A 23919-nucleotide genomic window follows, 5' to 3' on the forward strand; every position below is an offset into this window, starting at 1 on the left:
CTATTGCTCTTTATAATCCGCGCCACACCATACTCAGGTATGCAAAAACAACAGAACATTTTACAGAGGTTATCAATGGCTATTGAACGTACTTTTTCCATCATCAAACCAAACGCGGTGGCAAAAAACGTTATTGGCAGCATCTTCGCTCGCTTTGAATCAGCAGGGTTTAAGATCGTTGGCACCAAAATGCTGCACCTGACCGTTGAGCAGGCTCGCGGTTTTTACGCTGAGCACGAAGGTCGCCCATTCTTTGATGGTCTGGTCGAGTTCATGACCTCTGGCCCAATCGTGGTATCCGTACTGGAAGGCGAAAACGCGGTACAGCGTCACCGCGATCTGCTGGGTGCAACCAACCCGGACAACGCGCTGGCAGGTACTCTGCGCGCCGACTATGCAGACAGCTTCACCGAGAACGGCACCCACGGTTCCGACTCTGTTGAATCTGCTGCGCGCGAAATCGCGTTCTTCTTCGCTGAAGGCGAAGTGTGCCCGCGCACTCGCTAATAATTTCGTAAATGCCGCGTGCAAACGTGGCATCCCTGCGCCAGACTTTGTACAATGCAACGCCCCGGACGAGCAGACTGCTTACCGGGGCGTTTCTTTTCAACCCACCAAGGGCCACAACGTGTAACAACGAGGCCGGAAAACATTATGTCTGAATTAGTGAATACCTCCGAAGTCGCCATTCCTGCGGTTCCCAATAAAAATGGAAAAATTAACCTGCTGGACCTGAACCGTCAGCAGATGCGCGAGTTCTTTAAAGAGATGGGCGAGAAGCCATTTCGTGCCGATCAGGTCATGAAATGGATGTACCACTATTGCAGCGACAACTTTGATGACATGACGGACATCAACAAAGTGCTGCGCAATAAGCTTAAAGAAGTGGCGGAAATCCGCGCACCGGAAGTGGTGGAAGAGCAGCGCTCTTCAGATGGCACCATCAAGTGGGCCATTGCCGTTGGCGATCAGCGCGTTGAAACCGTGTATATCCCGGAAGACGATCGCGCTACGCTGTGCGTCTCTTCTCAGGTGGGCTGTGCGCTGGAGTGCAAATTCTGCTCTACGGCGCAGCAGGGCTTTAACCGTAACCTGCGCGTGTCGGAAATTATCGGCCAGGTCTGGCGTGCCGCGAAAATTGTGGGCGCGGCGAAAGTCACCGGTACACGTCCAATCACCAACGTGGTGATGATGGGGATGGGTGAACCGCTGCTCAACCTGACCAACGTCGTTCCGGCGATGGAAATCATGCTCGACGATTTCGGCTTTGGTCTGTCCAAGCGCCGCGTTACGCTCTCTACTTCCGGCGTTGTGCCTGCGCTGGACAAACTGGGCGACATGATTGACGTTGCGCTGGCCATCTCCCTTCACGCGCCAAACGACGCCATCCGTGACGAAATTGTGCCGATCAACAAAAAGTACAATATCGAAACCTTCCTGGCTGGCGTGCGCCGTTACCTGGAGAAATCCAACGCGAACCAGGGCCGCGTGACCATTGAATACGTGATGCTGGATCATGTTAACGACGGTACCGAACATGCACACGAGCTGGCTGAACTGCTGAAAGATACGCCATGTAAGATCAACCTGATCCCATGGAACCCGTTCCCGGGCGCGCCGTATGGCCGTAGCTCGAACAGCCGTATCGATCGCTTCTCAAAAGTGCTGATGGAGTATGGTTTCACCACCATCGTTCGTAAAACGCGTGGCGATGATATCGACGCAGCCTGTGGTCAGCTGGCGGGTGACGTTATTGACCGTACCAAACGTACGCTGCGTAAGCGCATGCAGGGTGAGTCAATCGCGGTCAAAACCGTTTGATTATTATGCAGACACGGCGCGTTTTTTGCGCCGTGAAGCATTAATTTACTGAATATTCAGTCACAATCATTATGACTGATTAATAATTACGGTGCGTTTCATACGACTTTCGGGCAGTATGTAACGACGTAACAACAGTTTAGCGTGAAGGCCTGCCAGCGCTGTCATCTGCGGCCCGACAGTCTTATACTGTTTGTTCCAGGTTAACTGACCTAAAGTTTCGCGGTGCGGGTGGCATTGTGACTCACCGGCACCTGAACCCTTATTTTCACGTACCAGTAGTTGTAGCGAATGAATACTGAAGCCACTCACGATCAAAATGCAGCACTCTCCACTGGCGTTCGTCTTCGCAACGCCCGTGAACAACTCGGACTCAGCCAGCAAGCCGTTGCAGAACGCCTGTGCCTGAAGGTTTCCACCGTTCGCGATATTGAAGAAGATAAGGCACCCGCCGATCTGGCTTCAACGTTTCTGCGCGGTTATATCCGTTCTTACGCCAAACTGGTTCATATCCCTGAAGACGAATTACTGCCGATGATGGAGAAGCAGGCGCCTGTGCGTGCGGCAAAAGTTGCGCCGATGCAGAGCTTCTCTCTGGGTAAACGTCGTAAAAAACGCGATGGCTGGCTGATGAGCTTTACCTGGCTGGTCCTGTTCGTGGTTGTCGGCCTGACGGGCGCATGGTGGTGGCAAAACCACAAAGCGCAGCAGGAAGAGATCACGACGATGGCCGATCAGTCCTCCGCTGAGCTCAATCAGTCTGGTAATAACGGCGCGCAAAGCGTGCCGCTGAGCACCGAAGGAGCTGCGACCTCCAGCGAACCTCAAGCGGCAGCAAGCAGCACGCCTGCAACCGAGCCAGCGACGACGCCAGAAGCGACGGCGAATACCGCACCAGCCACCCAGGCCCAGGATCAGAACGCGGTCGTATCACCTTCACAGGCCAATGTTGATACCGCCCCTGCGGCAACGGCACCGGCAGATAACACCGCGGCGTCACTGCCAACTGACCCGGCGGGTACGGCGGCACCTGCCGTTGACCCGAATGCGCTGGTGATGAATTTCACGGCGGATTGCTGGCTGGAAGTGACTGATGCGACAGGTAAAAAGCTGTTCAGCGGCCTGCAACGTAAAGATGGCACGTTAAATCTAACGGGCCAGGCACCTTACAAGCTTAAAATCGGCGCACCGGCAGCGGTACAGATCCAGTATCAAGGAAAACCTGTCGATCTGAGCCGCTTTATCAGAACTAACCAGGTTGCGCGTCTTACCGTTAATGCCGAACAATCAGCAGCACAGTAACAGACGGGCAATGCGGGAGATTTTACATGCATAACCAGGCTCCTATTCAACGTAGAAAATCGAAACGGATTTACGTTGGGAACGTGCCAGTCGGCGATGGGGCGCCTATCGCCGTCCAGTCGATGACCAATACGCGTACTACGGATGTAGAAGCGACGGTCAATCAAATCAAAGCATTAGAACGCGTAGGCGCGGACATTGTTCGCGTCTCTGTACCGACCATGGATGCCGCCGAGGCGTTCAAACTGATCAAGCAGCAGGTGAGCGTTCCGCTGGTTGCCGATATTCACTTCGATTACCGTATCGCGCTGAAAGTCGCTGAATATGGTGTCGATTGCCTGCGTATTAACCCAGGCAACATCGGCAACGAAGAGCGCATTCGCATGGTGGTTGACTGCGCCCGCGACAAAAACATTCCAATCCGTATCGGCGTGAACGCTGGCTCTCTGGAAAAAGATCTCCAGGAAAAGTACGGTGAGCCGACGCCGCAGGCGCTACTCGAATCCGCAATGCGTCACGTCGATCATCTGGATCGCCTTAACTTCGAACAGTTTAAAGTGAGCGTGAAAGCGTCTGACGTCTTCCTGGCCGTTGAATCGTATCGTCTGCTGGCAAAACAGATCGATCAGCCGCTCCACCTTGGGATCACCGAGGCGGGCGGTCTGCGCAGCGGTTCGGTAAAATCGGCGATTGGTCTCGGCCTGCTGCTCTCTGAAGGCATCGGCGACACGTTACGCGTCTCCCTGGCCGCCGATCCGGTGGAAGAGATCAAAGTCGGTTTCGACATCCTGAAATCACTGCGTATCCGCGCGCGTGGGATCAACTTCATTGCCTGCCCAACCTGTTCACGTCAGGAGTTTGACGTGATCGGCACCGTGAATGCTCTGGAGCAGCGCCTGGAAGACATCATCACCCCGATGGACGTTTCCATCATCGGCTGCGTGGTGAACGGTCCGGGTGAAGCGCTGGTGTCCACGCTGGGCGTGACCGGCGGTAACAAGAAAAGTGGTCTCTATGAAGATGGCGTTCGTAAAGATCGTCTGGATAATAGTGATATGATCGACCAGCTCGAAGCCCGGATTCGCGCGAAAGCGACGATGATGGACGAAGCGAAGCGCATCAGCGTTCAGCAGGTTGAAAAATAACGTGATGGGAAGCAGGCTGCTTCCCATGTATGATTGAACCCATTCTTTGGGTTCTTTTTTGTATATAGAAAGAGAATAAACGTGGCAAAAAACATTCAAGCCATCCGCGGCATGAACGATTATCTGCCTGGCGAAACCGCCATCTGGCAGCGCATTGAAGGCACACTGAAGCAGGTGCTCGGCAGCTACGGTTACAGCGAAATTCGTTTGCCGATTGTAGAGCAGACCCCGTTATTCAAACGCGCGATCGGCGAAGTAACCGACGTGGTTGAAAAAGAGATGTACACCTTTGAGGACCGCAACGGCGACAGCCTGACTCTGCGTCCTGAGGGGACGGCGGGTTGCGTACGCGCCGGCATCGAACATGGTCTCCTGTACAATCAGGAGCAGCGCCTGTGGTATATCGGCCCGATGTTCCGCCACGAACGTCCGCAAAAAGGCCGCTACCGTCAGTTCAACCAGCTTGGCGTGGAAGTGTTTGGTCTGCAAGGACCAGATATCGATGCTGAACTGATTATGCTTACTGCCCGCTGGTGGCGTGCGCTCGGTATTTCTGAGCACGTTTCCCTGGAGCTGAACTCTATCGGTTCTCTGGAAGCGCGTGCGAACTATCGCGATGCGCTGGTGGCGTTCCTGGAACAGCACAAAGAGAAGCTCGACGAAGACTGTAAGCGTCGTATGTACAGCAACCCGCTGCGCGTACTCGATTCCAAAAATCCTGACGTACAGGCGCTGCTGAACGATGCGCCAGCGCTGGGTGACTACCTGGATGAGGATTCCCGCGAACACTTTGCCGGCCTGTGCAAGCTGCTTGAAGCGGCGGGCATTGCTTATACCGTTAACCAGCGTCTGGTGCGCGGTCTGGACTACTACAACCGCACCGTATTTGAGTGGGTCACCACCAGCCTCGGTTCGCAGGGCACCGTCTGTGCCGGCGGTCGTTATGACGGTCTGGTCGAACAACTGGGTGGTCGCGCAGCACCGGCTGTAGGCTTCGCGATGGGCCTTGAGCGACTTGTTTTGCTGGTTCAGGCAGTTAATCCGGAATTTAAAGCCGATCCTGTTGTCGATATATACCTGGTGGCCTCAGGTGCGGATACGCAGTCTGCGGCGATGCAGCTTGCCGAACGCGTGCGCGATGCGCTGCCGGACGTTAAGCTGATGACCAACCACGGCGGCGGCAACTTTAAAAAACAGTTTGCTCGTGCCGATAAGTGGGGCGCAAGTATCGCACTGGTGCTGGGTGAGTCCGAAGTGGCCAACGGCGAAGTGGTAGTCAAAGACCTGCGCTCTGGTGAGCAAACTACGGTAACGCAGGATGGCGTTGCGGCGCACTTGCGCACTCTATTGGGCTAAGGAGAAGGACTGCGTGGAAATTTACGAGAACGAACACGACCAGGTTGATGCGGTTAAGCGCTTCTTTGCTGAAAACGGCAAGGCACTGGTTGTAGGGGTTATTTTAGGTGTTGGTGCGCTGGTAGGCTGGCGTTACTGGAACAATCATCAGGCTGACTCTGCTCGCGGTTCGTCCCTGAACTACGAAAATACCGTTAGCGCAATCCGTGCCGATCAGCCGCAAACGCTGACGGCTGCGGAGAAATTTGCCGCTGACAACAAAAACACCTACGGCGCGCTGGCTGCGCTGGAAGTGGCTCAGCAGTATGTTTATAAAAACGAACTGGACAAAGCCGCTGCGCAACTGTCTCAGGGGCTTGCTGCTGCCAGTGACGAAAATCTGAAAGCGGTGATCAATCTGCGTCTGGCGCGTATCCAGGTTCAGCAGAAAAAAGCCGACGACGCGCTGAAAACGCTTGATACCATCAAAGGCGAAGGCTTTGCCGCTATTGTTGCCGATCTTCGCGGTGAAGCACTGCTGAGTAAAGGTGATAAAGCGGGCGCGCGTAAAGCGTGGCAAGCTGGCGTGGATAGTAAAGCTTCACCTGCGCTGAGCGAAATGATGCAGATGAAAATAAATAATTTGTCCGTCTGAGAGGGACCCAATGCAATTGCGTAAATTACTTCTGCCAGGACTGCTTTCTGTTACGTTATTGAGTGGTTGTTCACTGTTCAGTGGCGAAGAAGACGTTGTTAAAATGTCCCCGCTGCCGACGGTTGAAAACCAGTTCACCCCATCCACCGCCTGGGACACCTCCGTGGGAGATGGTATTGGCGATTTTTATTCCAACCTGCACCCGGCATTTGCTGACGGCGTTGTCTATGCGGCCGATCGCAAAGGCACCGTTAAAGCGCTGAACGCTGATGACGGAAAAGAAGTGTGGTCCATTAACCTGGCGGAAAAAGACGGCTGGTTCTCCCGTAAACCTGCACTGCTTTCTGGCGGCCTGACCGTTGCTGGCGGTCACGTGTATGTGGGCAGCGAAAAAGCGCAGGTTTACGCGCTGAATGCCAGCGACGGTTCGGTTGCATGGCAGACCACCGTTGCCGGTGAATCCTTGTCGCGTCCGGTTGTCAGCGACGGCCTGGTGCTGATCCATACCAGCAACGGCCAGTTGCAGGCGCTGAACGAAGCCGATGGTCTGGTAAAATGGACGGTTAACCTGGATATGCCAGCGCTGTCTCTGCGTGGCGAATCTGCTCCGGCGACCGCCTTTGGCGCCGCCATTGTGGGCGGTGACAACGGCCGTGTCAGCGCGGTACTGATGCAGCAGGGCCAGATGATCTGGCAGCAGCGTATTTCCCAGGCGACCGGTTCAACTGAAATTGACCGTCTGAGTGACGTGGACACCACGCCAGTTATCGTCGACGGTGTGGTTTACGCGCTGGCATACAACGGCAACCTGACGGCGCTGGACCTGCGTAGCGGCCAGATCATGTGGAAACGTGAGCTGGGTTCCGTGAACGATTTCATCGTCGACGGCAACCGTATTTATATGGTGGATCAGAACGACCGTCTGCTGGCGCTGAGCACCGAAGGTGGCGTGACGCTGTGGACGCAGAGCGATCTGCTGCACCGTCTGCTGACCGCACCGGCACTGTATAACGGCAGCCTGGTGGTGGGCGACAGCGAAGGCTATATGCACTGGATCGATCCAGAGAATGGTCGCTTCGTGGCACAGCAGAAAGTGGATAGCTCAGGCTTCCTGACGGAGCCCGTTGTGGCTGACGGCAAACTGCTGATTCAGGCAAAAGACGGCACGCTGTACGCGATCACGCGTTAATTACACGGCGGTTGTAGTATACTAAACGGCTCCTGTTCACTCAGGAGCCGTTTTGACATTTTTAAAAACGCTGCGAAAGCGACGTTATTTTGAATTTTATGAGGCTTCAAACATGGTACCTGTGGTCGCGCTTGTCGGGCGCCCTAACGTTGGAAAATCCACTCTTTTTAACCGTTTAACACGCACCCGTGATGCGCTGGTTGCGGATTTCCCGGGGCTGACGCGTGACCGTAAGTACGGTCGTGCAGAGGTGGAAGGACGCGAGTTCATCTGTATCGATACCGGGGGTATTGACGGTACGGAAGACGGCGTAGAAACCCGCATGGCAGAGCAATCTCTGCTGGCTATCGAAGAAGCGGATGTGGTTCTGTTTATGGTGGATGCTCGCGCTGGCCTGATGCCCGCGGATTCTGCTATTGCTAAACATCTGCGTTCACGCGAAAAGCCTACCTTCCTGGTGGCGAACAAAACTGACGGCATCGATGCCGATCAGGCTGTTGCGGATTTCTGGTCTTTAGGCCTGGGCGATATTTATCCTATCGCGGCCTCGCATGGTCGTGGCGTCACCAGCCTGCTGGAAACCGTTCTGCTGCCGTGGGTAGATGAAGTGAACCCGCCGGAAGAGGTGGACGAGGACGCTGAATACTGGGCGCAGTTTGAAGCCGGAGAGGAAGGCGAGGAAGAGCCGGAAGACGACTTCAACCCGCAGGATCTGCCTATCAAGCTGGCTATCGTGGGTCGCCCAAACGTAGGTAAGTCTACGCTTACTAACCGTATTCTCGGTGAAGAGCGCGTGGTGGTTTACGACATGCCAGGCACAACGCGTGACAGCATTTACATTCCAATGCAGCGCGATGAACGTGAGTACGTACTTATCGACACCGCAGGGGTGCGTAAGCGCGGGAAAATCACCGATGTGGTAGAAAAATTCTCGGTGATCAAAACCCTTCAGGCGATTGAAGACGCCAACGTGGTGCTGCTGGTCATCGACGCACGTGAAGGTATCTCCGATCAGGATCTCTCTCTGCTTGGCTTTATCCTCAATAGTGGGCGCTCACTGGTTATCGTCGTCAACAAGTGGGACGGCCTGAGCAATGAAGTGCGCGAGCAGGTGAAAGAGACGCTGGACTTCCGTCTGGGCTTTATCGACTTTGCCCGCGTTCACTTCATCTCTGCCCTGCACGGGAGTGGTGTTGGCAACCTGTTCGAATCCGTTCGTGAAGCCTATGACAGCTCTACCCGCCGTCAGAGCACGGCGATGCTGACCCGTATCATGAACATGGCTGCTGAAGACCACCAACCGCCGCTGGTGCGCGGTCGTCGCGTGAAGCTGAAATATGCTCACGCCGGGGGGTATAACCCGCCTATCGTGGTGATCCACGGTAACCAGGTGAAGGATCTGCCGGACTCCTACAAACGCTACCTGATGAACTACTTCCGCAAGTCGCTGGACGTGATGGGTACGCCTATCCGTATTCAGTTCAAGGAAGGGGAGAACCCGTTTGCGAATAAACGCAACACCCTGACGCCGAACCAGATGCGTAAGCGTAAGCGTTTGATTAAGCACATTAAGAAAAGCAAATAATTCTTACCGAACTCACTAAAACCCGCGCCTGTCGCGGGTTTTTTTCGCCCATTCAAAAGGCCTGCCTTCCCTGTGTGATGTCAATCACTATTCGCTTTTAACCATGTTTATATCTAAGAAAGTAGACAATCATCGAATTTTCGTCTTAAAGTCCAGGGTTCGGTACTAGACAAAACTAGCGCCTGGTTATCAAATGGTTAACCAACATTTCGCCGCATGTAAAAAATCGATCGGATACGTAACCGTTCGGCGTACATGCTGGTGTTTACAAGCACGACACATACCTTTTCGGGAGAATTATGCAATCCTCTGTTAATCAAAAAGAGAGCCGAACCTTCTTCGGCCATCCTTATCCGCTCGGTTCGCTGTTCTTCACCGAGATGTGGGAGCGTTTTTCGTTTTACGGTATTCGCCCGCTACTGATTCTGTTTATGGCCGCCACCGTCTATGACGGCGGGATGGGCCTGGCGCGTGAAAACGCCTCGGCGATTGTCGGCATCTTTGCCGGCACCATGTACCTCGCTGCGCTGCCGGGCGGCTGGCTGGCGGATAACTGGCTCGGCCAGCAGCGGGCCGTCTGGTACGGTTCGATTTTGATTGCGCTCGGGCACCTGTCGATCGCCCTGTCGGCCATCATGGGCGACAACCTGTTCTTCATCGGCCTGATGTTTATCGTGCTCGGCTCCGGCCTGTTCAAGACCTGTATCTCGGTCATGGTCGGCACCCTGTATAAAAAAGGCGATGCGCGTCGTGACGGCGGTTTCTCGCTGTTCTATATGGGCATCAACATGGGCTCGTTCATTGCCCCTCTGATTTCCGGCTGGCTGATTAAAACCCACGGCTGGCACTGGGGCTTTGGTATCGGTGGTATCGGGATGCTGGTCGCCCTGATTATCTTCCGCGTGTTTGCCGTTCCGGCCATGAAGCGCTACGACAGTGAAGTCGGTCTGGACTCCACCTGGAACAGTCCGGTAGTGAAACGTAACGGCGTGGGTGCCTGGCTGCTGGCGCTGGCTGTGGGTGCTGCAATCATCGTAACGTTGATTGCCCAGGGCGTGATTGTGATTAATCCGGTCGCGGTCGCCAGCGTGTTGGTGTATGTGATTGCCGCCTCCGTCGCGCTCTACTTCATCTATCTGTTCATCTTCGCCGGGCTGAATCGCAAAGAGCGCGCAAGGCTGCTGGTGTGCTTTATTCTGCTGGTCTCCGCCGCGTTCTTCTGGTCCGCGTTCGAGCAGAAGCCAACCTCCTTCAACCTGTTCGCCAACGACTACACTAACCGCATGATCGGTGATTTTGAGATCCCGGCGGTGTGGTTCCAGTCGATCAATGCCCTGTTCATCATTCTGCTGGCCCCGGTATTTAGCTGGGCATGGCCGAAGCTGGCGAGCAAAAACATTCGTCCGAGCAGCATCACCAAGTTCGTGATCGGTATTCTGTGCGCGGCGGCGGGCTTTGGCCTGATGATGCTGGCGGCGCAGAACGTGCTGAGCAACGGTGGGGCAGGGGTTTCTCCGTTCTGGCTGGTGGGCAGTATCCTGATGCTGACGCTCGGGGAACTGTGCCTGAGTCCGATTGGTCTGGCGACCATGACCCTGCTGGCGCCGGAGAGAATGCGCGGCCAGATGATGGGCCTGTGGTTCTGCGCCAGTGCGCTGGGTAACCTGGCTGCGGGGCTGATTGGTGGTCACGTGAAGGCCGACCAGCTGGATATGCTGCCAGACCTCTTTGCCCGTTGCTCCATTGCGCTGCTGATTTGTGCTGCGGTGCTGATCGTCCTCATTGTTCCGGTGCGCCGCATGCTGGAAAATGCGCAGACTAAACCGGCCGCTAACGCCTGATAAGCCTCGACCTTGCCGGGGTGGCGTTATGCCCCGGCAATTGACTTAACGAGGTAAGAACATGCTGTTAGGGTTTGTTGGGCTTGGTGCTGTGGTTGAAACGGCTTACTTACCGGCAATACGAAATCTTTTTCCTGATACTCCGCGCTGTTTAGGTTTTGATATTTATCCCGAGAAGCAGCCTGAAGGGGTCACACGTTGCGCGTCGCTCGGTGAACTTCTTTCCCACCCGCTGGATACCCTGTTTATCACCACTTCCTCCCTGTACCATCTCGAGGTACTTGAGCAGGCGCTGGCCTCACCCGCGTCGCGTATTGTGGTAGAAAAACCGATTGTCGCCACGCTGCCCCAAATTGAAAAACTGAAAGCGCTGCTGGCTCAACCGGGAGCCGCCGACCGCGTGCTGGCGCTCGATCACTGGATGGCGCGTCTCGATAGCGTAAAGCAATCACTGGTCGCTCATGTTTCTGACATCGTCAAAATCGAAGGCTTTTTGCAGGAGCCAAGCGGGTATAACGCCGAAGGAGAGCCCATTGCGCTCAACTTCGCCACCGGCGAGCCAGACGCGCGAACGCTTCGCCATCCAGATGGTGTGATTCTGGATATCGGTACGCACGTGCTGGCGATGCTGCGTGAAACGGTGCGTTACCTGGGCGGCAGTGACGATATGACGTTGCAGGTGGTGACAGCAAAAGACCGCCTGGACCGCGAAATCGCAACGGGCGATCTGACCACGGCGGAAGGCGAGGCGCATTTGCAGGGAAGCATCAGCGGCGTGCCGGTGGACATCTGGCTTAACAAATACGCGGGACCTGCGGGTGGGCAAAAGGGATTACGCTTCCATTTGCGCGACGGGCGTATCGTCAGCCACGACCGACGCGGCGCAGAAGATGTGCTGGAGCTGATTAAGGGTAAAGAAATTCAGCGCTGGCATATTCCCGGTACGATCTACGGGCATTGCCTTGCGGAGCATATTCTGGGGGCAAAAAGTCTCTTTGAACGGGATCCGCACGAGGTGAGCCGCACGACGCGCCGCAGGGTCGAGGAGGTGACGCTGCTGCTGACCTTACAGCAACAGTTGCGTGGCCCGCACTGAACACGACGTGGTAAAATTATCGCAGACCTGAACGCTTTGAAGGAGTCACCATGACGATTACCTGCCCGGATTGCCAGACACCGCTGGAGCCCCTGAACGGGGTAGCGCACTGCGAAAGTTGTAATAAAGATATCGCGCTCGAAGCCCGCTGCCCGGAGTGTCATCAGCCACTCCAGGTACTAAAAGCCTGCGGTGCGGTGGACTATTTTTGCCAGAACGGCCACGGTCTTATCTCTAAAAAACGCGTGGAGTTTGTTCGGGCCGAAGGTTAATCGCACACGCAGCCTTCACCTTTCTGCCACAGTTCCACCAGCGACTCGGGTGCTTCCTGCTCGGGTACCAGCACGATGATATCGGCGTAGTGCGCCTGATTTTGGCCGGTCCAGATAATCTGGATGCGGAAATAGCGCTGATCACCGCTGCCGGGGGAAGAGGCTTGCCCGGGCGGCTGGCCGCGCGGGAAAGCCTGCTCAAGAATGCTCACCAGGCGCTGGCGCTGGGCCTCATTAAGCGAGGAGAGCGCAATGGTGCGCTGGCCGCTCAGCTTAGGGATAAAGGCGACGCCGCCTTCCCGGGCCAGCTCAACCACGGCGTCATCCGTCAGTTCCGGAACCTGCATTTACAGTACTCCCACCTGTTCCCAGGCTTGTTTAATGGCCGCCCCAACGTCGCTACCGGATCGTTTCTCGCCGTGCGCTATCGTCAGTTTTGCGAAAGCGTCAAAATCCGCATCCTGCGCCAGGTTGCGATCGCAAACCGTGTCGTACCAGGCATAACCCGCTTTTTCCCAGGCGTAGCCACCGATCGCCGTTGCGGCCAGGTAAAACGCGCGGTTGGGGATGCCGGAGTTAAGATGCACGCCGCCGTTATCCTCGCGCGTTTTGATGAAATCTTTCATGTGCGCGGGCTGCGGGTCTTTGCCGAGGAGGGGATCGTCGTAGGCGGTACCGGGTTCAGACATGGAACGTAGCCCTTTGCCGTTAATCCCCGCTGCCAGCAGCCCTTCACCAATCAGCCAGTCTGCTTTATCGGCGGTTTGCTTCAGATGATACTGCTTCACCAGCGAGCCAAACACGTCGGATAACGACTCGTTCAGCGCGCCCGACTGTTCAAAATAGATCAGTCCGGCTTCGGTCTCGGTCACGCCGTGGCTCAGCTCATGCGCCACCACGTCGATGGCAATGGTGAAGCGGTTGAAGATTTCTCCGTCACCGTCGCCAAAGACCATCTGCTGGCCGTTCCAGAAGGCGTTCTGATATTCCCGACCATAATGCACGGTGCCGGTGAGGATCAGCCCTTTGTTATCGAGCGAATCGCGCTGATATTCTTTCCAGAAGAAATCATGGGTGATACCCAGATAATCGTACGCTTCATCCACCGCCACATCGCCGTTGGAGGGCTGGCCTTCATAGCGCACCTGGGTACCCGGCAGCTCCTGGGTCTGTTTCGCATCGTAGATGTCACGCTCAAGCTGACCGGCTTTATTAACATGCGGGGCGGCGGGTTTGCCCGGCATATGGGCCATCAGCGTCTGGACGTGGGTTAAGGTCTGACGGGCGCAGCGCTGCTGCGGCTCAGAACCGCTTTCGATAATACGGCGAAGAATATACGGAGGGATGACGCTATGAAAATGGGGCATGCTGCTCTCCTTATTAAAAAAGGCAATAGCAGCAGTATAGTTTGTAACCGGCGAAGATTTATCCGCTTTTACGCTGGCGCGTTTTTTTCACCGGTTTGATCTCTTTCACCTCACTCTCGACCCAGCCGTCAGAAAGCCGGGTGGTGAGCACATCCCCGGCTTTAACCTGTTTCGTTTGTTTCAGCACTTTGCCGTCCGTCGCGGTGGTCACACTATAGCCGCGAGCCAGCGTGGAGAGCGGGCTGACGGCTTCCAGATGGGTGACCGCATTGCCGAAACGCTCGCGCGTGGTGCTCAGGCGTGAGCGGATATTTTCCGCGAGGCGGAACTCAAGCTGCTGGATACGCGTTTGTGCGCGATAAATCTTCGGCTGCGGGTTTTGCTGGTTCAGACGCTGCGTGACGCGCTGCTGGCGAGATACCGCCCGCTTAAGCTGGTTATCCAGCGCGAAGTTCATCCGCTGACGCAGACGTTCCAGCACGGTTTGCTGACGCGCCAGACGCAATTGCGGATGCTGCTGTTGCAGACGATGGTGAAGCTGGGTAAAGCGGCGGGTACGGTTGGCGAGGAAGTAGTCCATCGCCATCTCCAGGCGCTGCTGCCCGTTCTGGATCTGACGCAGCAGCTCCAGCTGGTTACGGCTGACTACCTCTGCCGCCGCGGACGGCGTGGGCGCGCGTAAATCCGCGACAAAATCCGCTATCGTCACATCCGTTTCATGGCCGACGGCGCTTACCACCGGGATAAGGCTGGCAAAGATTGCCCGCGCCACGCGCTCGTCGTTAAAGCTCCAAAGGTCTTCCAGCGAGCCGCCGCCGCGCCCAACGATTAATACATCACACTCCTGACGGGCATTTGCCAGTTCAATCGCGCGCACGATCTGCCCCGGCGCATCGTCACCCTGAACGGCAGTTGGGTAAATAATGACGGGCAGGGAAGGGTCACGGCGCTTCAGGACGTGCAAAATATCGTGCAGGGCCGCACCGGTTTTCGAGGTAATGACCCCAACGCAGTGAGCGGGTGAGGGCAGGGGCTTTTTAAACTGCTGGTCGAACAATCCCTCAGCCGAAAGCATGGCTTTGAGTTGCTCGTACTTCTGTTGCAGCAAGCCTTCGCCCGCGGGCTGCATGCTCTCGACGATAATCTGATAATCGCCGCGCGGCTCATACAGGGTAATGTTGGCGCGAACCAGAACCTGCTGTCCATGCTGAGGACGGAACGTCACGCGACGGTTGCTGTTGCGGAACATCGCGCAGCGTACCTGAGCGGTGTCGTCTTTCAGCGTAAAGTACCAGTGACCGGAAGCAGGCTGCGTGAAGTTAGAGATTTCACCGCTGATCCAGACCTGTCCCATTTCCTGCTCAAGCAGCAAACGTACCGTCTGATTAAGGCGGCTGACAGTATAAATTGAGGGGGATTGAGAGGATAACATGTGAGCGGGATCAAATTCTAAATCAGCAAGTTATTCAGTCGATAGTAACCTGCTGAGAGGTGAGCGCAAGCATTTTTTTCAAAAAAGTGTGGATGCAATCGGTTACGCTCTGTATAATGCCACGGCAATATTTAACCACCCAGGTCAGAGATATTGCCCATGCTACGTATCGCTAAAGAAGCACTGACGTTTGACGACGTCCTCCTCGTTCCCGCTCACTCCACCGTTCTGCCGAATACTGCCGACCTCAGCACGCAGTTGACGAAAACCATTCGTCTGAACATTCCTATGCTCTCCGCAGCAATGGACACCGTGACTGAAGCGCGTCTGGCTATCGCCCTGGCACAGGAAGGCGGCATTGGCTTTATCCACAAAAACATGTCTATCGAGCGTCAGGCGGAAGAAGTTCGCCGCGTGAAGAAGCATGAATCCGGTATCGTGTCCGATCCTCAGACCGTTCTGCCAACCACCACGCTGCACGAAGTGAAAGCTCTGACAGAGCGTAACGGCTTCGCAGGCTACCCGGTAGTCACTGAAGACAACGAACTGGTCGGCATCATTACCGGTCGTGACGTGCGTTTCGTGACTGACCTGAACCAGCCTGTCAGCGTCTACATGACGCCAAAAGAGCGTCTGGTGACCGTGCGTGAAGGCGAAACCCGCGACGTGGTGCTGGCGAAAATGCACGAAAAACGCGTTGAGAAAGCGCTGGTTGTGGACGCGAACTTCCACCTTCGCGGCATGATCACCGTTAAAGATTTCCAGAAAGCAGAACGTAAACCGAACGCCTGTAAAGATGAGCATGGCCGTCTGCGCGTCGGCGCTGCGGTGGGCGCCGGTGCGGGTAATGAAGAGCGCGTTGACGCGCTGGTTGCTGCGGGCGTTGACGTACTGCTGATTGACTCCTCCCACGGCCACTCCGAAGGCGTTCTGCAACGTATTCGTGAAACCCGTGCTAAATACCCGGATCTCCAGATCATCGGCGGTAACGTGGCAACCGGCGCAGGCGCTCGCGCGCTGGCGGAAGCGGGTTGCAGCGCGGTGAAAGTGGGTATCGGTCCTGGCTCTATCTGTACCACCCGTATCGTCACCGGCGTAGGCGTGCCGCAGATCACGGCGGTTTCTGACGCGGTTGAAGCGCTGGAAGGTACCGGTATTCCGGTAATCGCGGACGGCGGTATCCGTTTCTCTGGCGACATCGCCAAAGCGATCGCCGCAGGTGCCGCAGCCGTGATGGTGGGCTCCATGCTGGCCGGTACCGAAGAATCCCCGGGTGAAATCGAACTCTACCAGGGTCGTTCTTATAAATCCTACCGCGGTATGGGCTCCCTGGGCGCGATGTCCAAAGGTTCCTCCGACCGTTACTTCCAGACCGATAACGCCGCAGACAAACTGGTGCCGGAAGGTATCGAAGGCCGCGTGGCGTATAAAGGCCGCTTGAAAGAGATCATTCACCAGCAGATGGGCGGCCTGCGCTCCTGTATGGGGCTGACCGGCTGTGGTACCATTGACCTGCTGCGTACCAAAGCGGAATTCGTACGCATCAGCGGTGCGGGTATCCAGGAGAGCCACGTTCACGACGTGACGATCACCAAAGAGTCCCCGAACTACCGTCTGGGCTCCTGATAAATTTCCGCGCCCGGCTCAATGCCGGGCGCTTTGTTTTGTTTCACTTGCCTCGGAATTAGCGTCAATGACGGAAAACATTCATAAACATCGCATTCTCATCCTGGACTTTGGTTCTCAGTACACTCAGCTGGTGGCGCGCCGCGTGCGTGAGCTGGGCGTTTACTGTGAGCTGTGGGCGTGGGATGTCACGGAAGCACAGATTCGCGAGTTCAATCCAAGCGGCATCATCCTGTCCGGCGGCCCGGAAAGCACCACCGAAGAGAACAGCCCGCGTGCGCCGCAGTACGTGTTCGAAGCGGGCGTACCGGTGTTCGGCGTTTGCTACGGCATGCAGACCATGGCGATGCAGCTGGGCGGCCACGTAGAAGGCTCTAACGAGCGTGAGTTCGGCTACGCACAGGTTGAAGTCGTCACCGACAGCGCGCTGGTGCGCGGTATCGAAGACTCCCTGACCGCAGACGGCAAACCGCTGCTGGACGTGTGGATGAGCCACGGCGACAAAGTCACCGCTATCCCGTCCGACTTCGTGACCGTTGCCAGCACTGAAAGCTGCCCGTTCGCCATCATGGCGAACGAAGAAAAACGTTTCTACGGCGTGCAGTTCCACCCGGAAGTGACCCACACCCGTCAGGGTATGCGCATGCTGGAGCGCTTCGTGCGTGACATCTGCCAGTGTGAAGCCCTGTGGACCCCGGCAAAAATCATCGACGATGCCGTGGAGCGTATCCGCCAGCAGGTTGGCGATGACAAAGTGATCCTCGGCCTCTCCGGCGGCGTGGACTCCTCCGTGACCGCGATGCTGCTGCACCGCGCCATCGGTAAAAACCTGACCTGCGTCTTCGTGGACAACGGTCTGCTGCGTCTGAACGAAGCCCAGCAGGTTATGGACATGTTTGGCGACCACTTCGGTCTGAACATCGTTCACGTGGAAGGCGAGCAGCGCTTCCTGGACGCGCTGAAAGGCGAGAACGATCCGGAAGCGAAACGTAAAATCATCGGTCGCGTGTTCGTGGAAGTGTTCGACGAAGAAGCGCTGAAGCTGGAAGACGTGAAGTGGCTGGCGCAGGGTACCATCTACCCGGACGTGATCGAGTCTGCGGCCTCCGCAACCGGTAAAGCGCACGTCATCAAATCTCACCACAACGTGGGCGGCCTGCCGAAAGAGATGAAGATGGGCCTGGTTGAACCGCTGCGCGAGCTGTTCAAAGACGAAGTGCGTAAGATCGGTCTGGAACTGGGTCTGCCGTACGACATGCTCTACCGTCACCCGTTCCCGGGTCCGGGTCTGGGCGTGCGCGTGCTGGGCGAAGTGAAGAAAGAGTACTGCGACCTGCTGCGTCGCGCGGACGCTATCTTCATCGAAGAACTGCACAAAGCTGACCTGTACAACAAAGTGAGCCAGGCGTTCACCGTATTCCTGCCGGTTCGCTCCGTCGGCGTAATGGGCGATGGCCGCAAGTACGACTGGGTTGTCTCCCTGCGTGCGGTGGAAACCATCGACTTCATGACCGCGCACTGGGCGCACCTGCCGTATGACTTCTTAGGCCGCGTGTCTAACCGCATCATCAACGAAGTGAACGGTATTTCCCGCGTGGTGTATGACATCAGCGGTAAGCCACCGGCGACGATCGAGTGGGAGTAAGCCCATAACCTTTCCTGCGAAGTTATAAGCAGGTAAGACTGATAAAACCCTCTGTTTACAGAGGGTTTTTCTTTTTGGCCGATATCCGGCCCGGCGGTGAACTACTGGCTCATCTGCCGCGATTCACGGCAGCCGATACTGCGTCGCCATGCGCCGGGTGCCTGACCATACTGACGCTTAAAGCTGCGGTTGAAGGACTGCTGAGAGTCAAAGCCCAGCGCGATCGCCACGTTCAGAATCGGTTCATCGCTGTGGGCCAGGCGCTCAACCGATTTTTGCAGCTTTTGCGCGCGAATATATTCGGCGAGAGGGGAGCCGGTATGCTCTTTGAAAAGCCGCTGGAGGTGCCATTTCGAATAGCCGGCTCGCCTGGAGACGGTTTCAATGTCCAGACGGCTATCGAGGTTATTGTCGATCCAGTCGAGTAAATCGTGAATGAATGCACCCGTGTTCATTTTGCTTCCCCCTACGCCGCGCATTAAAAAGCATCTTTGTTTGTTGCACTTAAAGGTGACCCGTTTTTACATTAATTGCAAGTTTTATTGTTGCATTTAAATCCCCTCTCAAAACGCGTGATTTATCTTCGCCGCAAATAGCACATAAAGTGCAACAATTATTCTTGCACTTAATTAAGCGCCTTCCTACAATCGCCACGATAGTGTATTCGCAACTGTTACAGTTTTGTGGCGATGAACGACACAAATGGCCTTCAGCCAGCTACCGGACAAAGGAAGTGGCGCGGCGCCTCCCGCTGCGTCTTGCCCGGCGGCTACAATAACCGGAATAAAAATAATGAGCCTGCAAAAAACCTGGGTTAACTTTCATCTGAGCGCGATGGGGGTGGTTTTACTCTCCGCGCTTCTCGTCGGGTGCGATGACAGCGTCGCGCAAAATGCCGCGCCGCAAGCGCCCGTTGTCAGCGCTGCTGACGTGGTGGTGAAATCCATTAGCCAGTGGGACAGCTTTAACGGTCGCATTGAAGCGGTGGAAAGCGTTCAGCTGCGTCCGCGCGTCTCCGGCTACATTGAGAAAGTGAATTACACCGACGGCCAGGAGGTGAAAAAGGGCGAGGTGCTGTTCACGATTGATGACCGAACCTATCGCGCCGCGCTGGAACAGGCGCAGGCGAACCTGGCGAGAGCCAAAACGCAGGCCAGTCTGGCGCGAAGCGAGGCTAACCGTACCGATAAATTAGTCAATACCAACGTGGTGTCCCGCGAAGAGTGGGAGCAGCGCCGTTCCGCCGCTACCCAGGCGCAGGCCGATATTCGCGCCGCGCAGGCGGCGGTAGACGCTGCGCAACTTAACCTCGACTTCACCAAAGTGACCGCGCCTATCGACGGTCGCGCCAGCCGGGCGCTGATCACCAGCGGTAACCTGGTGACGGCGGGCGACAGCGCCAGCGTGCTCACCACCCTGGTCTCGCAGAAAACGGTTTATGTCTACTTCGACGTGGACGAGTCAACCTACCTTCACTATCAGAACCTGGCCCGCAGCGGGCAGCGGGTGTCCGGCGATCATGCGGCGCTGCCGGTGGAGATTGGCCTGACGGGCGAGGAGGGCTATCCCCATCAGGGCAAAGTGGATTTCCTGGATAACCAGCTCACACCGGGTACCGGAACGATCCGCATGCGCGCGCTGCTGGATAACTCACAGCGTCAGTTCACGCCAGGACTCTTTGCCCGCGTGCGTCTGCCGGGCAGTGCGGAATTTAAAGCCACGCTTGTTGACGATAAGGCGGTGCTGACCGATCAGGATCGTAAATATGTCTATATCGTGGATAAAGACGGGAAAGCGCAGCGCCGCGACATTACGCCCGGGCGTCTGGCCGACGGTTTACGTATCGTACAGCAGGGGCTGAATCCCGGGGATAAAGTCATCGTCGATGGTTTACAAAAAGTGTTTATGCCGGGTATGCCGGTTAACGCGAAAACCGTTGCCATGACCGCCAGCGCCGCCCTCAACTGATCCCTTACCTGAGAATCCAATCCATGGACTTTTCCCGTTTTTTCATCGACAGGCCGATTTTTGCCGCCGTACTGTCGATTCTGATTTTTATCACAGGATTAATCGCCATCCCGCTGCTGCCGGTGAGCGAATACCCTGACGTCGTGCCGCCAAGCGTGCAGGTGCGCGCCGAGTACCCGGGCGCCAACCCGAAAGTGATTGCCGAGACCGTGGCGACGCCGCTGGAAGAGGCGATCAACGGCGTTGAGAACATGATGTACATGAAATCCGTCGCGGGCTCCGACGGCGTGCTGGTGACTACCGTCACCTTCCGTCCGGGCACCGACCCGGATCAGGCGCAGGTTCAGGTGCAAAACCGCGTCGCGCAGGCCGAAGCGCGTCTGCCGGAAGACGTGCGGCGTCTGGGCATCACGACTCAGAAACAGTCGCCAACGCTGACGCTGGTGGTGCATCTGTTTTCGCCTGGCGGTAAGTACGATTCACTGTATATGCGTAACTACGCCACGCTGAAGGTGAAGGACGAGCTGGCGCGTCTGCCCGGCGTGGGGCAGATTCAGATTTTCGGCTCGGGTGAATACGCGATGCGCGTCTGGCTGGACCCGAACAAGGTCGCGGCCCGCGGGCTGACCGCTTCGGACGTGGTCACGGCGATGCAGGAGCAGAACGTGCAGGTGTCCGCCGGGCAGCTTGGCGCCGAGCCGCTGCCGAAAGAGAGCGATTTCCTGATCTCCATTAACGCCCAGGGCCGCCTGCATACCGAAGACGAGTTCGGCAACATTGTCCTGAAAACCACGCAGGATGGTACGGTCGTCCGACTGCGCGACGTGGCGCGTGTCGAGATGGGGTCCGGCAGCTACGCGCTGCGCTCCCAGTTGAACAATAAAGACGCGGTCGGGATTGGTATCTTCCAGTCGCCGGGGGCAAACGCCATCGATCTGTCTAACGCGGTACGCGCCAAAATGGACGAACTGTCCACACGATTCCCGGACGATATGAAATGGGCGGCGCCTTACGACCCGACGGTGTTTGTACGCGACTCGATCCGCGCTGTGGTGCAAACGCTGCTGGAAGCGGTGGTGCTGGTCGTGCTGGTGGTGATCCTGTTCCTGCAAACCTGGCGCGCGTCGATAATCCCGCTGATTGCGGTGCCGGTATCGGTAGTGGGCACGTTCAGTATTCTCTACCTGCTGGGCTTTTCGCTGAATACCCTGAGCCTGTTCGGGCTGGTGCTGGCGATTGGTATCGTGGTGGACGATGCCATCGTGGTGGTGGAAAACGTCGAACGAAATATCGAAGAGGGGCTCGCCCCACTTGCGGCAGCGCATCAGGCGATGCGTGAAGTGTCCGGACCGATTATTGCCATTGCGCTGGTGCTGTGTGCGGTATTCGTTCCGATGGCGTTCCTCTCCGGCGTGACCGGTCAGTTCTACAAGCAGTTTGCGGTAACGATAGCCATTTCCACGGTGATCTCCGCGATCAACTCGCTGACGCTCTCGCCAGCGCTGGCCGCGCTGCTGTTGAAGCCGCATGGCGCCCCGAAAGATTTCCCGACCCGGCTTATCGATCGTCTGTTCGGCTGGATTTTCCGTCCGTTTAACCGCTTTTTCCACCGCAGCTCGACTGGCTATCAGGGGCTGGTGGGCAAAACGCTCGGCCGACGCGGGGCAGTGTTCGTGGTTTATTTGCTGCTGCTTTGCGCTGCGGGCGTGATGTTTAAAGCCGTTCCCGGCGGGTTTATTCCGACGCAGGATAAGCTGTACCTGATCGGCGGCGTGAAAATGCCGGAAGGCTCGTCGCTGGCGCGCACCGATGCGGTGATCCGCAAAATGAGCGAAATCGGGATGAATACCGAAGGCGTGGATTATGCGGTCGCGTTTCCTGGCCTGAATGCGCTCCAGTTCACCAATACGCCGAACACCGGGACGGTCTTCTTTGGCCTGAAGCCTTTCGACCAGCGTAAACATACTGCGGCGGAAATAAACGCGGAGATCAACGCGAAAATCGCGCAAATCCAGCAGGGCTTTGGCTTCTCGATTCTGCCGCCGCCGATTTTAGGTCTGGGCCAGGGATCGGGCTATTCGCTGTACATTCAGGATCGTGCTGGTCTGGGCTATGGCGCGCTGCAAAACGCGGTGAACACCATGTCCGGGGCGATTATGCAGACGCCGGGGATGCATTTCCCTATCTCAACCTACCAGGCAAACGTTCCGCAGCTGGATGTACAGGTTGACCGTGATAAGGCGAAAGCGCAGGGCGTGTCGCTCACCGATCTCTTCGGGACGCTGCAAACCTATCTGGGCTCGTCTTATGTGAATGACTTCAACCAGTTCGGTCGCACCTGGCGCGTAATGGCACAGGCCGACGGGCAGTTCCGCGACAGCGTGGAAGATATCGCGAATTTACGCACCCGTAATAGTCAGGGTGAAATGGTGCCGATTGGCAGTATGGTGAAAATCACGACCACCTACGGTCCGGACCCGGTGATCCGCTACAACGGCTACCCGGCGGCGGATCTGATTGGCGATGCTGACCCGCGCGTGCTCTCTTCCGCGCAGGCGATGACGCAACTGGACGGTATGTCTAAGCAGATCCTGCCGAACGGGATGAATATTGAATGGACGGACCTGAGCTTCCAGCAGGCCACCCAGGGCAACACGGCGCTGATCGTCTTCCCGGTCGCGGTGCTGCTGGCGTTCCTGGTGCTGGCGGCGCTGTATGAAAGCTGGACGCTGCCGCTGGCGGTGATCCTCATCGTGCCGATGACGATGCTCTCCGCGCTGTTCGGCGTCTGGCTGACCGGGGGCGATAACAACGTCTTCGTGCAGGTAGGGCTGGTGGTACTGATGGGGCTGGCCTGTAAAAACGCGATTCTTATAGTGGAGTTTGCCCGCGAGCTGGAAATTCAGGGCAAAGGCATTATGGAGGCCGCGCTGGAAGCGTGCCGCCTACGTTTACGCCCGATTGTAATGACCTCTATCGCCTTTATTGCCGGGACCATTCCACTGATCCTTGGTCACGGGGCAGGGGCAGAAGTGCGCGGCGTCACCGGGATCACCGTGTTCGCCGGGATGCTGGGTGTGACGCTGTTTGGTCTGTTCCTGACGCCGGTCTTTTACGTGACGCTGCGTAAGTTCGTGACGCGCGGTAAAGCGGAAAGAGAGGTGTTGCCTGCGTAGGACGTAGCAGATAGCAAAAAGCCGCCTTCACAATGAAGGCGGCTTTTTTTTCGCAGTCTGTCAGGATTAGGGCGCTTTTTTATGCTGTGTGCAGAGTTCCGGCACCGGATCGCACCCGCTGGTATCGGCTTTTTTCACCTCTTCCAGCGCGCTGGCGACGGTATGGCGCGCTAAAACCGCTAACGAAGCCTGCTCCGCTTCATCAGCGATTGATTTGAAGTACCAGCAGGCGTTGGCGCTGACCACGCAGCGGGCCGGGACGTCAGGACGGGACGCCCACAGCTTTTTATCTTCAGTGACGGAAAGGTAGATATCACGCAGGGTAATCTCTTCCGCCGGGCGGCCAAGGTGAATAGAGCCGTTGCGGCCAAGCGCTGATGAATCCCCTAATGATTTTGGTAAAAATCATTAAGTTAAGGTGGATACACATCTTGTCATATGATCAAATGGTTTCGCGAAAAATC

The 23919-nt window shown here is 56.5% G+C and carries 19 protein-coding genes and 1 pseudogene; 15 read left to right on the top strand and 5 right to left on the bottom strand.

What is annotated here, in order from left to right:
• Positions 1-75: 75 nt before the first annotated feature.
• From ndk to ACOTWU_RS21065, 11 genes are all read left to right on the top strand, one after another.
• Positions 76-507, top strand: coding sequence for a nucleoside-diphosphate kinase (gene ndk, locus ACOTWU_RS21015; protein WP_003860625.1), 432 nt, complete (start codon positions 76-78; stop codon positions 505-507).
• Positions 508-654: 147 nt separating this feature from the next.
• Positions 655-1821: a bifunctional tRNA (adenosine(37)-C2)-methyltransferase TrmG/ribosomal RNA large subunit methyltransferase RlmN gene (locus tag ACOTWU_RS21020; RefSeq protein WP_003860623.1), complete on the top strand. Its 1167-nt coding sequence runs from the start codon at positions 655-657 to the stop codon at positions 1819-1821.
• Between the two features lie 291 nt (positions 1822-2112).
• Positions 2113-3123: a cytoskeleton protein RodZ gene (gene rodZ / locus ACOTWU_RS21025; RefSeq protein WP_032649072.1), complete on the top strand. Its 1011-nt coding sequence runs from the start codon at positions 2113-2115 to the stop codon at positions 3121-3123.
• Positions 3124-3149: 26 nt separating this feature from the next.
• Entirely contained in the window at positions 3150-4268 is a 1119-nt protein-coding gene (gene ispG, locus ACOTWU_RS21030) for a flavodoxin-dependent (E)-4-hydroxy-3-methylbut-2-enyl-diphosphate synthase (RefSeq protein WP_126498888.1), read from the top strand.
• Positions 4269-4349: 81 nt separating this feature from the next.
• Positions 4350-5624, top strand: a complete 1275-nt coding sequence (gene hisS / locus ACOTWU_RS21035; protein ID WP_022649001.1) for a histidine--tRNA ligase — start codon at positions 4350-4352, stop codon at positions 5622-5624.
• A 13-nt stretch (positions 5625-5637) separates the two neighbouring features.
• Complete coding sequence (locus ACOTWU_RS21040) at positions 5638-6258, top strand: YfgM family protein (RefSeq protein WP_126498887.1); 621 nt, start codon at positions 5638-5640, stop codon at positions 6256-6258.
• 10 nt (positions 6259-6268) lie between these two features.
• Complete coding sequence (bamB, locus tag ACOTWU_RS21045) at positions 6269-7447, top strand: outer membrane protein assembly factor BamB (protein ID WP_017383525.1); 1179 nt, start codon at positions 6269-6271, stop codon at positions 7445-7447.
• 112 nt (positions 7448-7559) lie between these two features.
• On the top strand, positions 7560-9032 hold the full coding sequence (gene der, locus ACOTWU_RS21050; protein WP_022648998.1) for a ribosome biogenesis GTPase Der: 1473 nt from the start codon (positions 7560-7562) through the stop codon (positions 9030-9032).
• Positions 9033-9331: 299 nt separating this feature from the next.
• The gene (locus ACOTWU_RS21055; protein WP_126498886.1) at positions 9332-10873 is read left to right on the top strand and encodes a peptide MFS transporter; all 1542 of its coding nucleotides are present in this window, start codon (positions 9332-9334) and stop codon (positions 10871-10873) included.
• 61 nt (positions 10874-10934) lie between these two features.
• Entirely contained in the window at positions 10935-11969 is a 1035-nt protein-coding gene (locus ACOTWU_RS21060) for a Gfo/Idh/MocA family oxidoreductase (protein ID WP_220719667.1), read from the top strand.
• A gap of 50 nt (positions 11970-12019) precedes the next feature.
• Positions 12020-12241, top strand: a complete 222-nt coding sequence (locus ACOTWU_RS21065) for a zinc ribbon domain-containing protein (protein ID WP_015572176.1) — start codon at positions 12020-12022, stop codon at positions 12239-12241.
• Here ACOTWU_RS21065 and ACOTWU_RS21070 read toward each other — a convergent pair.
• From ACOTWU_RS21070 to xseA, 3 genes are read right to left on the bottom strand one after another with little or no spacing between them, the layout of a single operon-like run.
• Positions 12238-12588 carry a protealysin inhibitor emfourin gene (locus ACOTWU_RS21070; protein ID WP_006811517.1) on the bottom strand — a complete coding sequence of 117 codons (351 nt, stop codon included), beginning with the start codon at positions 12586-12588 and terminating at the stop codon, positions 12238-12240. The two genes, ACOTWU_RS21065 and ACOTWU_RS21070, sit on opposite strands and share 4 nt — an antisense overlap.
• Complete coding sequence (locus ACOTWU_RS21075) at positions 12589-13608, bottom strand: M4 family metallopeptidase (protein ID WP_032654468.1); 1020 nt, start codon at positions 13606-13608, stop codon at positions 12589-12591.
• 58 nt (positions 13609-13666) lie between these two features.
• A complete protein-coding gene (xseA, locus tag ACOTWU_RS21080; protein WP_032654466.1) occupies positions 13667-15040 on the bottom strand; it encodes an exodeoxyribonuclease VII large subunit in 1374 nt (457 codons plus the stop codon).
• Between the two features lie 159 nt (positions 15041-15199).
• Here xseA and guaB point away from each other — a divergent pair, with 159 nt between their 5' ends.
• Positions 15200-16666, top strand: coding sequence for an IMP dehydrogenase (gene guaB, locus ACOTWU_RS21085; protein ID WP_003860601.1), 1467 nt, complete (start codon positions 15200-15202; stop codon positions 16664-16666).
• A 67-nt stretch (positions 16667-16733) separates the two neighbouring features.
• Positions 16734-18311, top strand: coding sequence for a glutamine-hydrolyzing GMP synthase (gene guaA / locus ACOTWU_RS21090; RefSeq protein WP_006811514.1), 1578 nt, complete (start codon positions 16734-16736; stop codon positions 18309-18311).
• Between the two features lie 101 nt (positions 18312-18412).
• Here the strand turns inward: guaA and ACOTWU_RS21095 are convergent, their stop codons facing one another.
• Positions 18413-18766: a helix-turn-helix domain-containing protein gene (locus ACOTWU_RS21095; protein WP_015572178.1), complete on the bottom strand. Its 354-nt coding sequence runs from the start codon at positions 18764-18766 to the stop codon at positions 18413-18415.
• 337 nt (positions 18767-19103) lie between these two features.
• Here ACOTWU_RS21095 and ACOTWU_RS21100 point away from each other — a divergent pair, with 337 nt between their 5' ends.
• Together ACOTWU_RS21100 and oqxB are read left to right on the top strand one after the other, a co-directional pair.
• Entirely contained in the window at positions 19104-20279 is a 1176-nt protein-coding gene (locus tag ACOTWU_RS21100; protein ID WP_023304204.1) for an efflux RND transporter periplasmic adaptor subunit, read from the top strand.
• A gap of 23 nt (positions 20280-20302) precedes the next feature.
• The gene (gene oqxB, locus ACOTWU_RS21105; RefSeq protein ID WP_017692935.1) at positions 20303-23455 is read left to right on the top strand and encodes a multidrug efflux RND transporter permease subunit OqxB; all 3153 of its coding nucleotides are present in this window, start codon (positions 20303-20305) and stop codon (positions 23453-23455) included.
• 66 nt (positions 23456-23521) lie between these two features.
• Here the strand turns inward: oqxB and ACOTWU_RS21110 are convergent.
• Positions 23522-23833, bottom strand: a pseudogene (locus tag ACOTWU_RS21110) (Rrf2 family transcriptional regulator); the annotation flags it as partial.
• Positions 23834-23919: the final 86 nt, after the last annotated feature.

Source organism: Enterobacter cloacae complex sp. GYL001, assembly GCF_049237125.1.
Taxonomy (GTDB): Bacteria; Pseudomonadota; Gammaproteobacteria; order Enterobacterales; family Enterobacteriaceae; genus Enterobacter; species Enterobacter hormaechei_C.

What these genes read in the sequence shown, in the direction of transcription:
- ACOTWU_RS21065 (WP_015572176.1), top strand. Translation starts at nt 12,020, where the DNA reads ATGACGATTACCTGCCCGGATTGCCAGACACCGCTGGAGCCCCTGAAC.
- bamB (WP_017383525.1), top strand. Translation starts at nt 6,269, where the DNA reads ATGCAATTGCGTAAATTACTTCTGCCAGGACTGCTTTCTGTTACGTTA.
- oqxB (WP_017692935.1), top strand. Translation starts at nt 20,303, where the DNA reads ATGGACTTTTCCCGTTTTTTCATCGACAGGCCGATTTTTGCCGCCGTA.
- guaA (WP_006811514.1), top strand. Translation starts at nt 16,734, where the DNA reads ATGACGGAAAACATTCATAAACATCGCATTCTCATCCTGGACTTTGGT.
- ACOTWU_RS21055 (WP_126498886.1), top strand. Translation starts at nt 9,332, where the DNA reads ATGCAATCCTCTGTTAATCAAAAAGAGAGCCGAACCTTCTTCGGCCAT.
- ACOTWU_RS21075 (WP_032654468.1), bottom strand. Translation starts at nt 13,608, where the DNA reads ATGCCCCATTTTCATAGCGTCATCCCTCCGTATATTCTTCGCCGTATT.
- ACOTWU_RS21020 (WP_003860623.1), top strand. Translation starts at nt 655, where the DNA reads ATGTCTGAATTAGTGAATACCTCCGAAGTCGCCATTCCTGCGGTTCCC.
- ndk (WP_003860625.1), top strand. Translation starts at nt 76, where the DNA reads ATGGCTATTGAACGTACTTTTTCCATCATCAAACCAAACGCGGTGGCA.
- ACOTWU_RS21100 (WP_023304204.1), top strand. Translation starts at nt 19,104, where the DNA reads ATGAGCCTGCAAAAAACCTGGGTTAACTTTCATCTGAGCGCGATGGGG.
- ispG (WP_126498888.1), top strand. Translation starts at nt 3,150, where the DNA reads ATGCATAACCAGGCTCCTATTCAACGTAGAAAATCGAAACGGATTTAC.
- der (WP_022648998.1), top strand. Translation starts at nt 7,560, where the DNA reads ATGGTACCTGTGGTCGCGCTTGTCGGGCGCCCTAACGTTGGAAAATCC.
- xseA (WP_032654466.1), bottom strand. Translation starts at nt 15,040, where the DNA reads ATGTTATCCTCTCAATCCCCCTCAATTTATACTGTCAGCCGCCTTAAT.
- ACOTWU_RS21095 (WP_015572178.1), bottom strand. Translation starts at nt 18,766, where the DNA reads ATGAACACGGGTGCATTCATTCACGATTTACTCGACTGGATCGACAAT.
- ACOTWU_RS21070 (WP_006811517.1), bottom strand. Translation starts at nt 12,588, where the DNA reads ATGCAGGTTCCGGAACTGACGGATGACGCCGTGGTTGAGCTGGCCCGG.
- ACOTWU_RS21060 (WP_220719667.1), top strand. Translation starts at nt 10,935, where the DNA reads ATGCTGTTAGGGTTTGTTGGGCTTGGTGCTGTGGTTGAAACGGCTTAC.
- rodZ (WP_032649072.1), top strand. Translation starts at nt 2,113, where the DNA reads ATGAATACTGAAGCCACTCACGATCAAAATGCAGCACTCTCCACTGGC.
- guaB (WP_003860601.1), top strand. Translation starts at nt 15,200, where the DNA reads ATGCTACGTATCGCTAAAGAAGCACTGACGTTTGACGACGTCCTCCTC.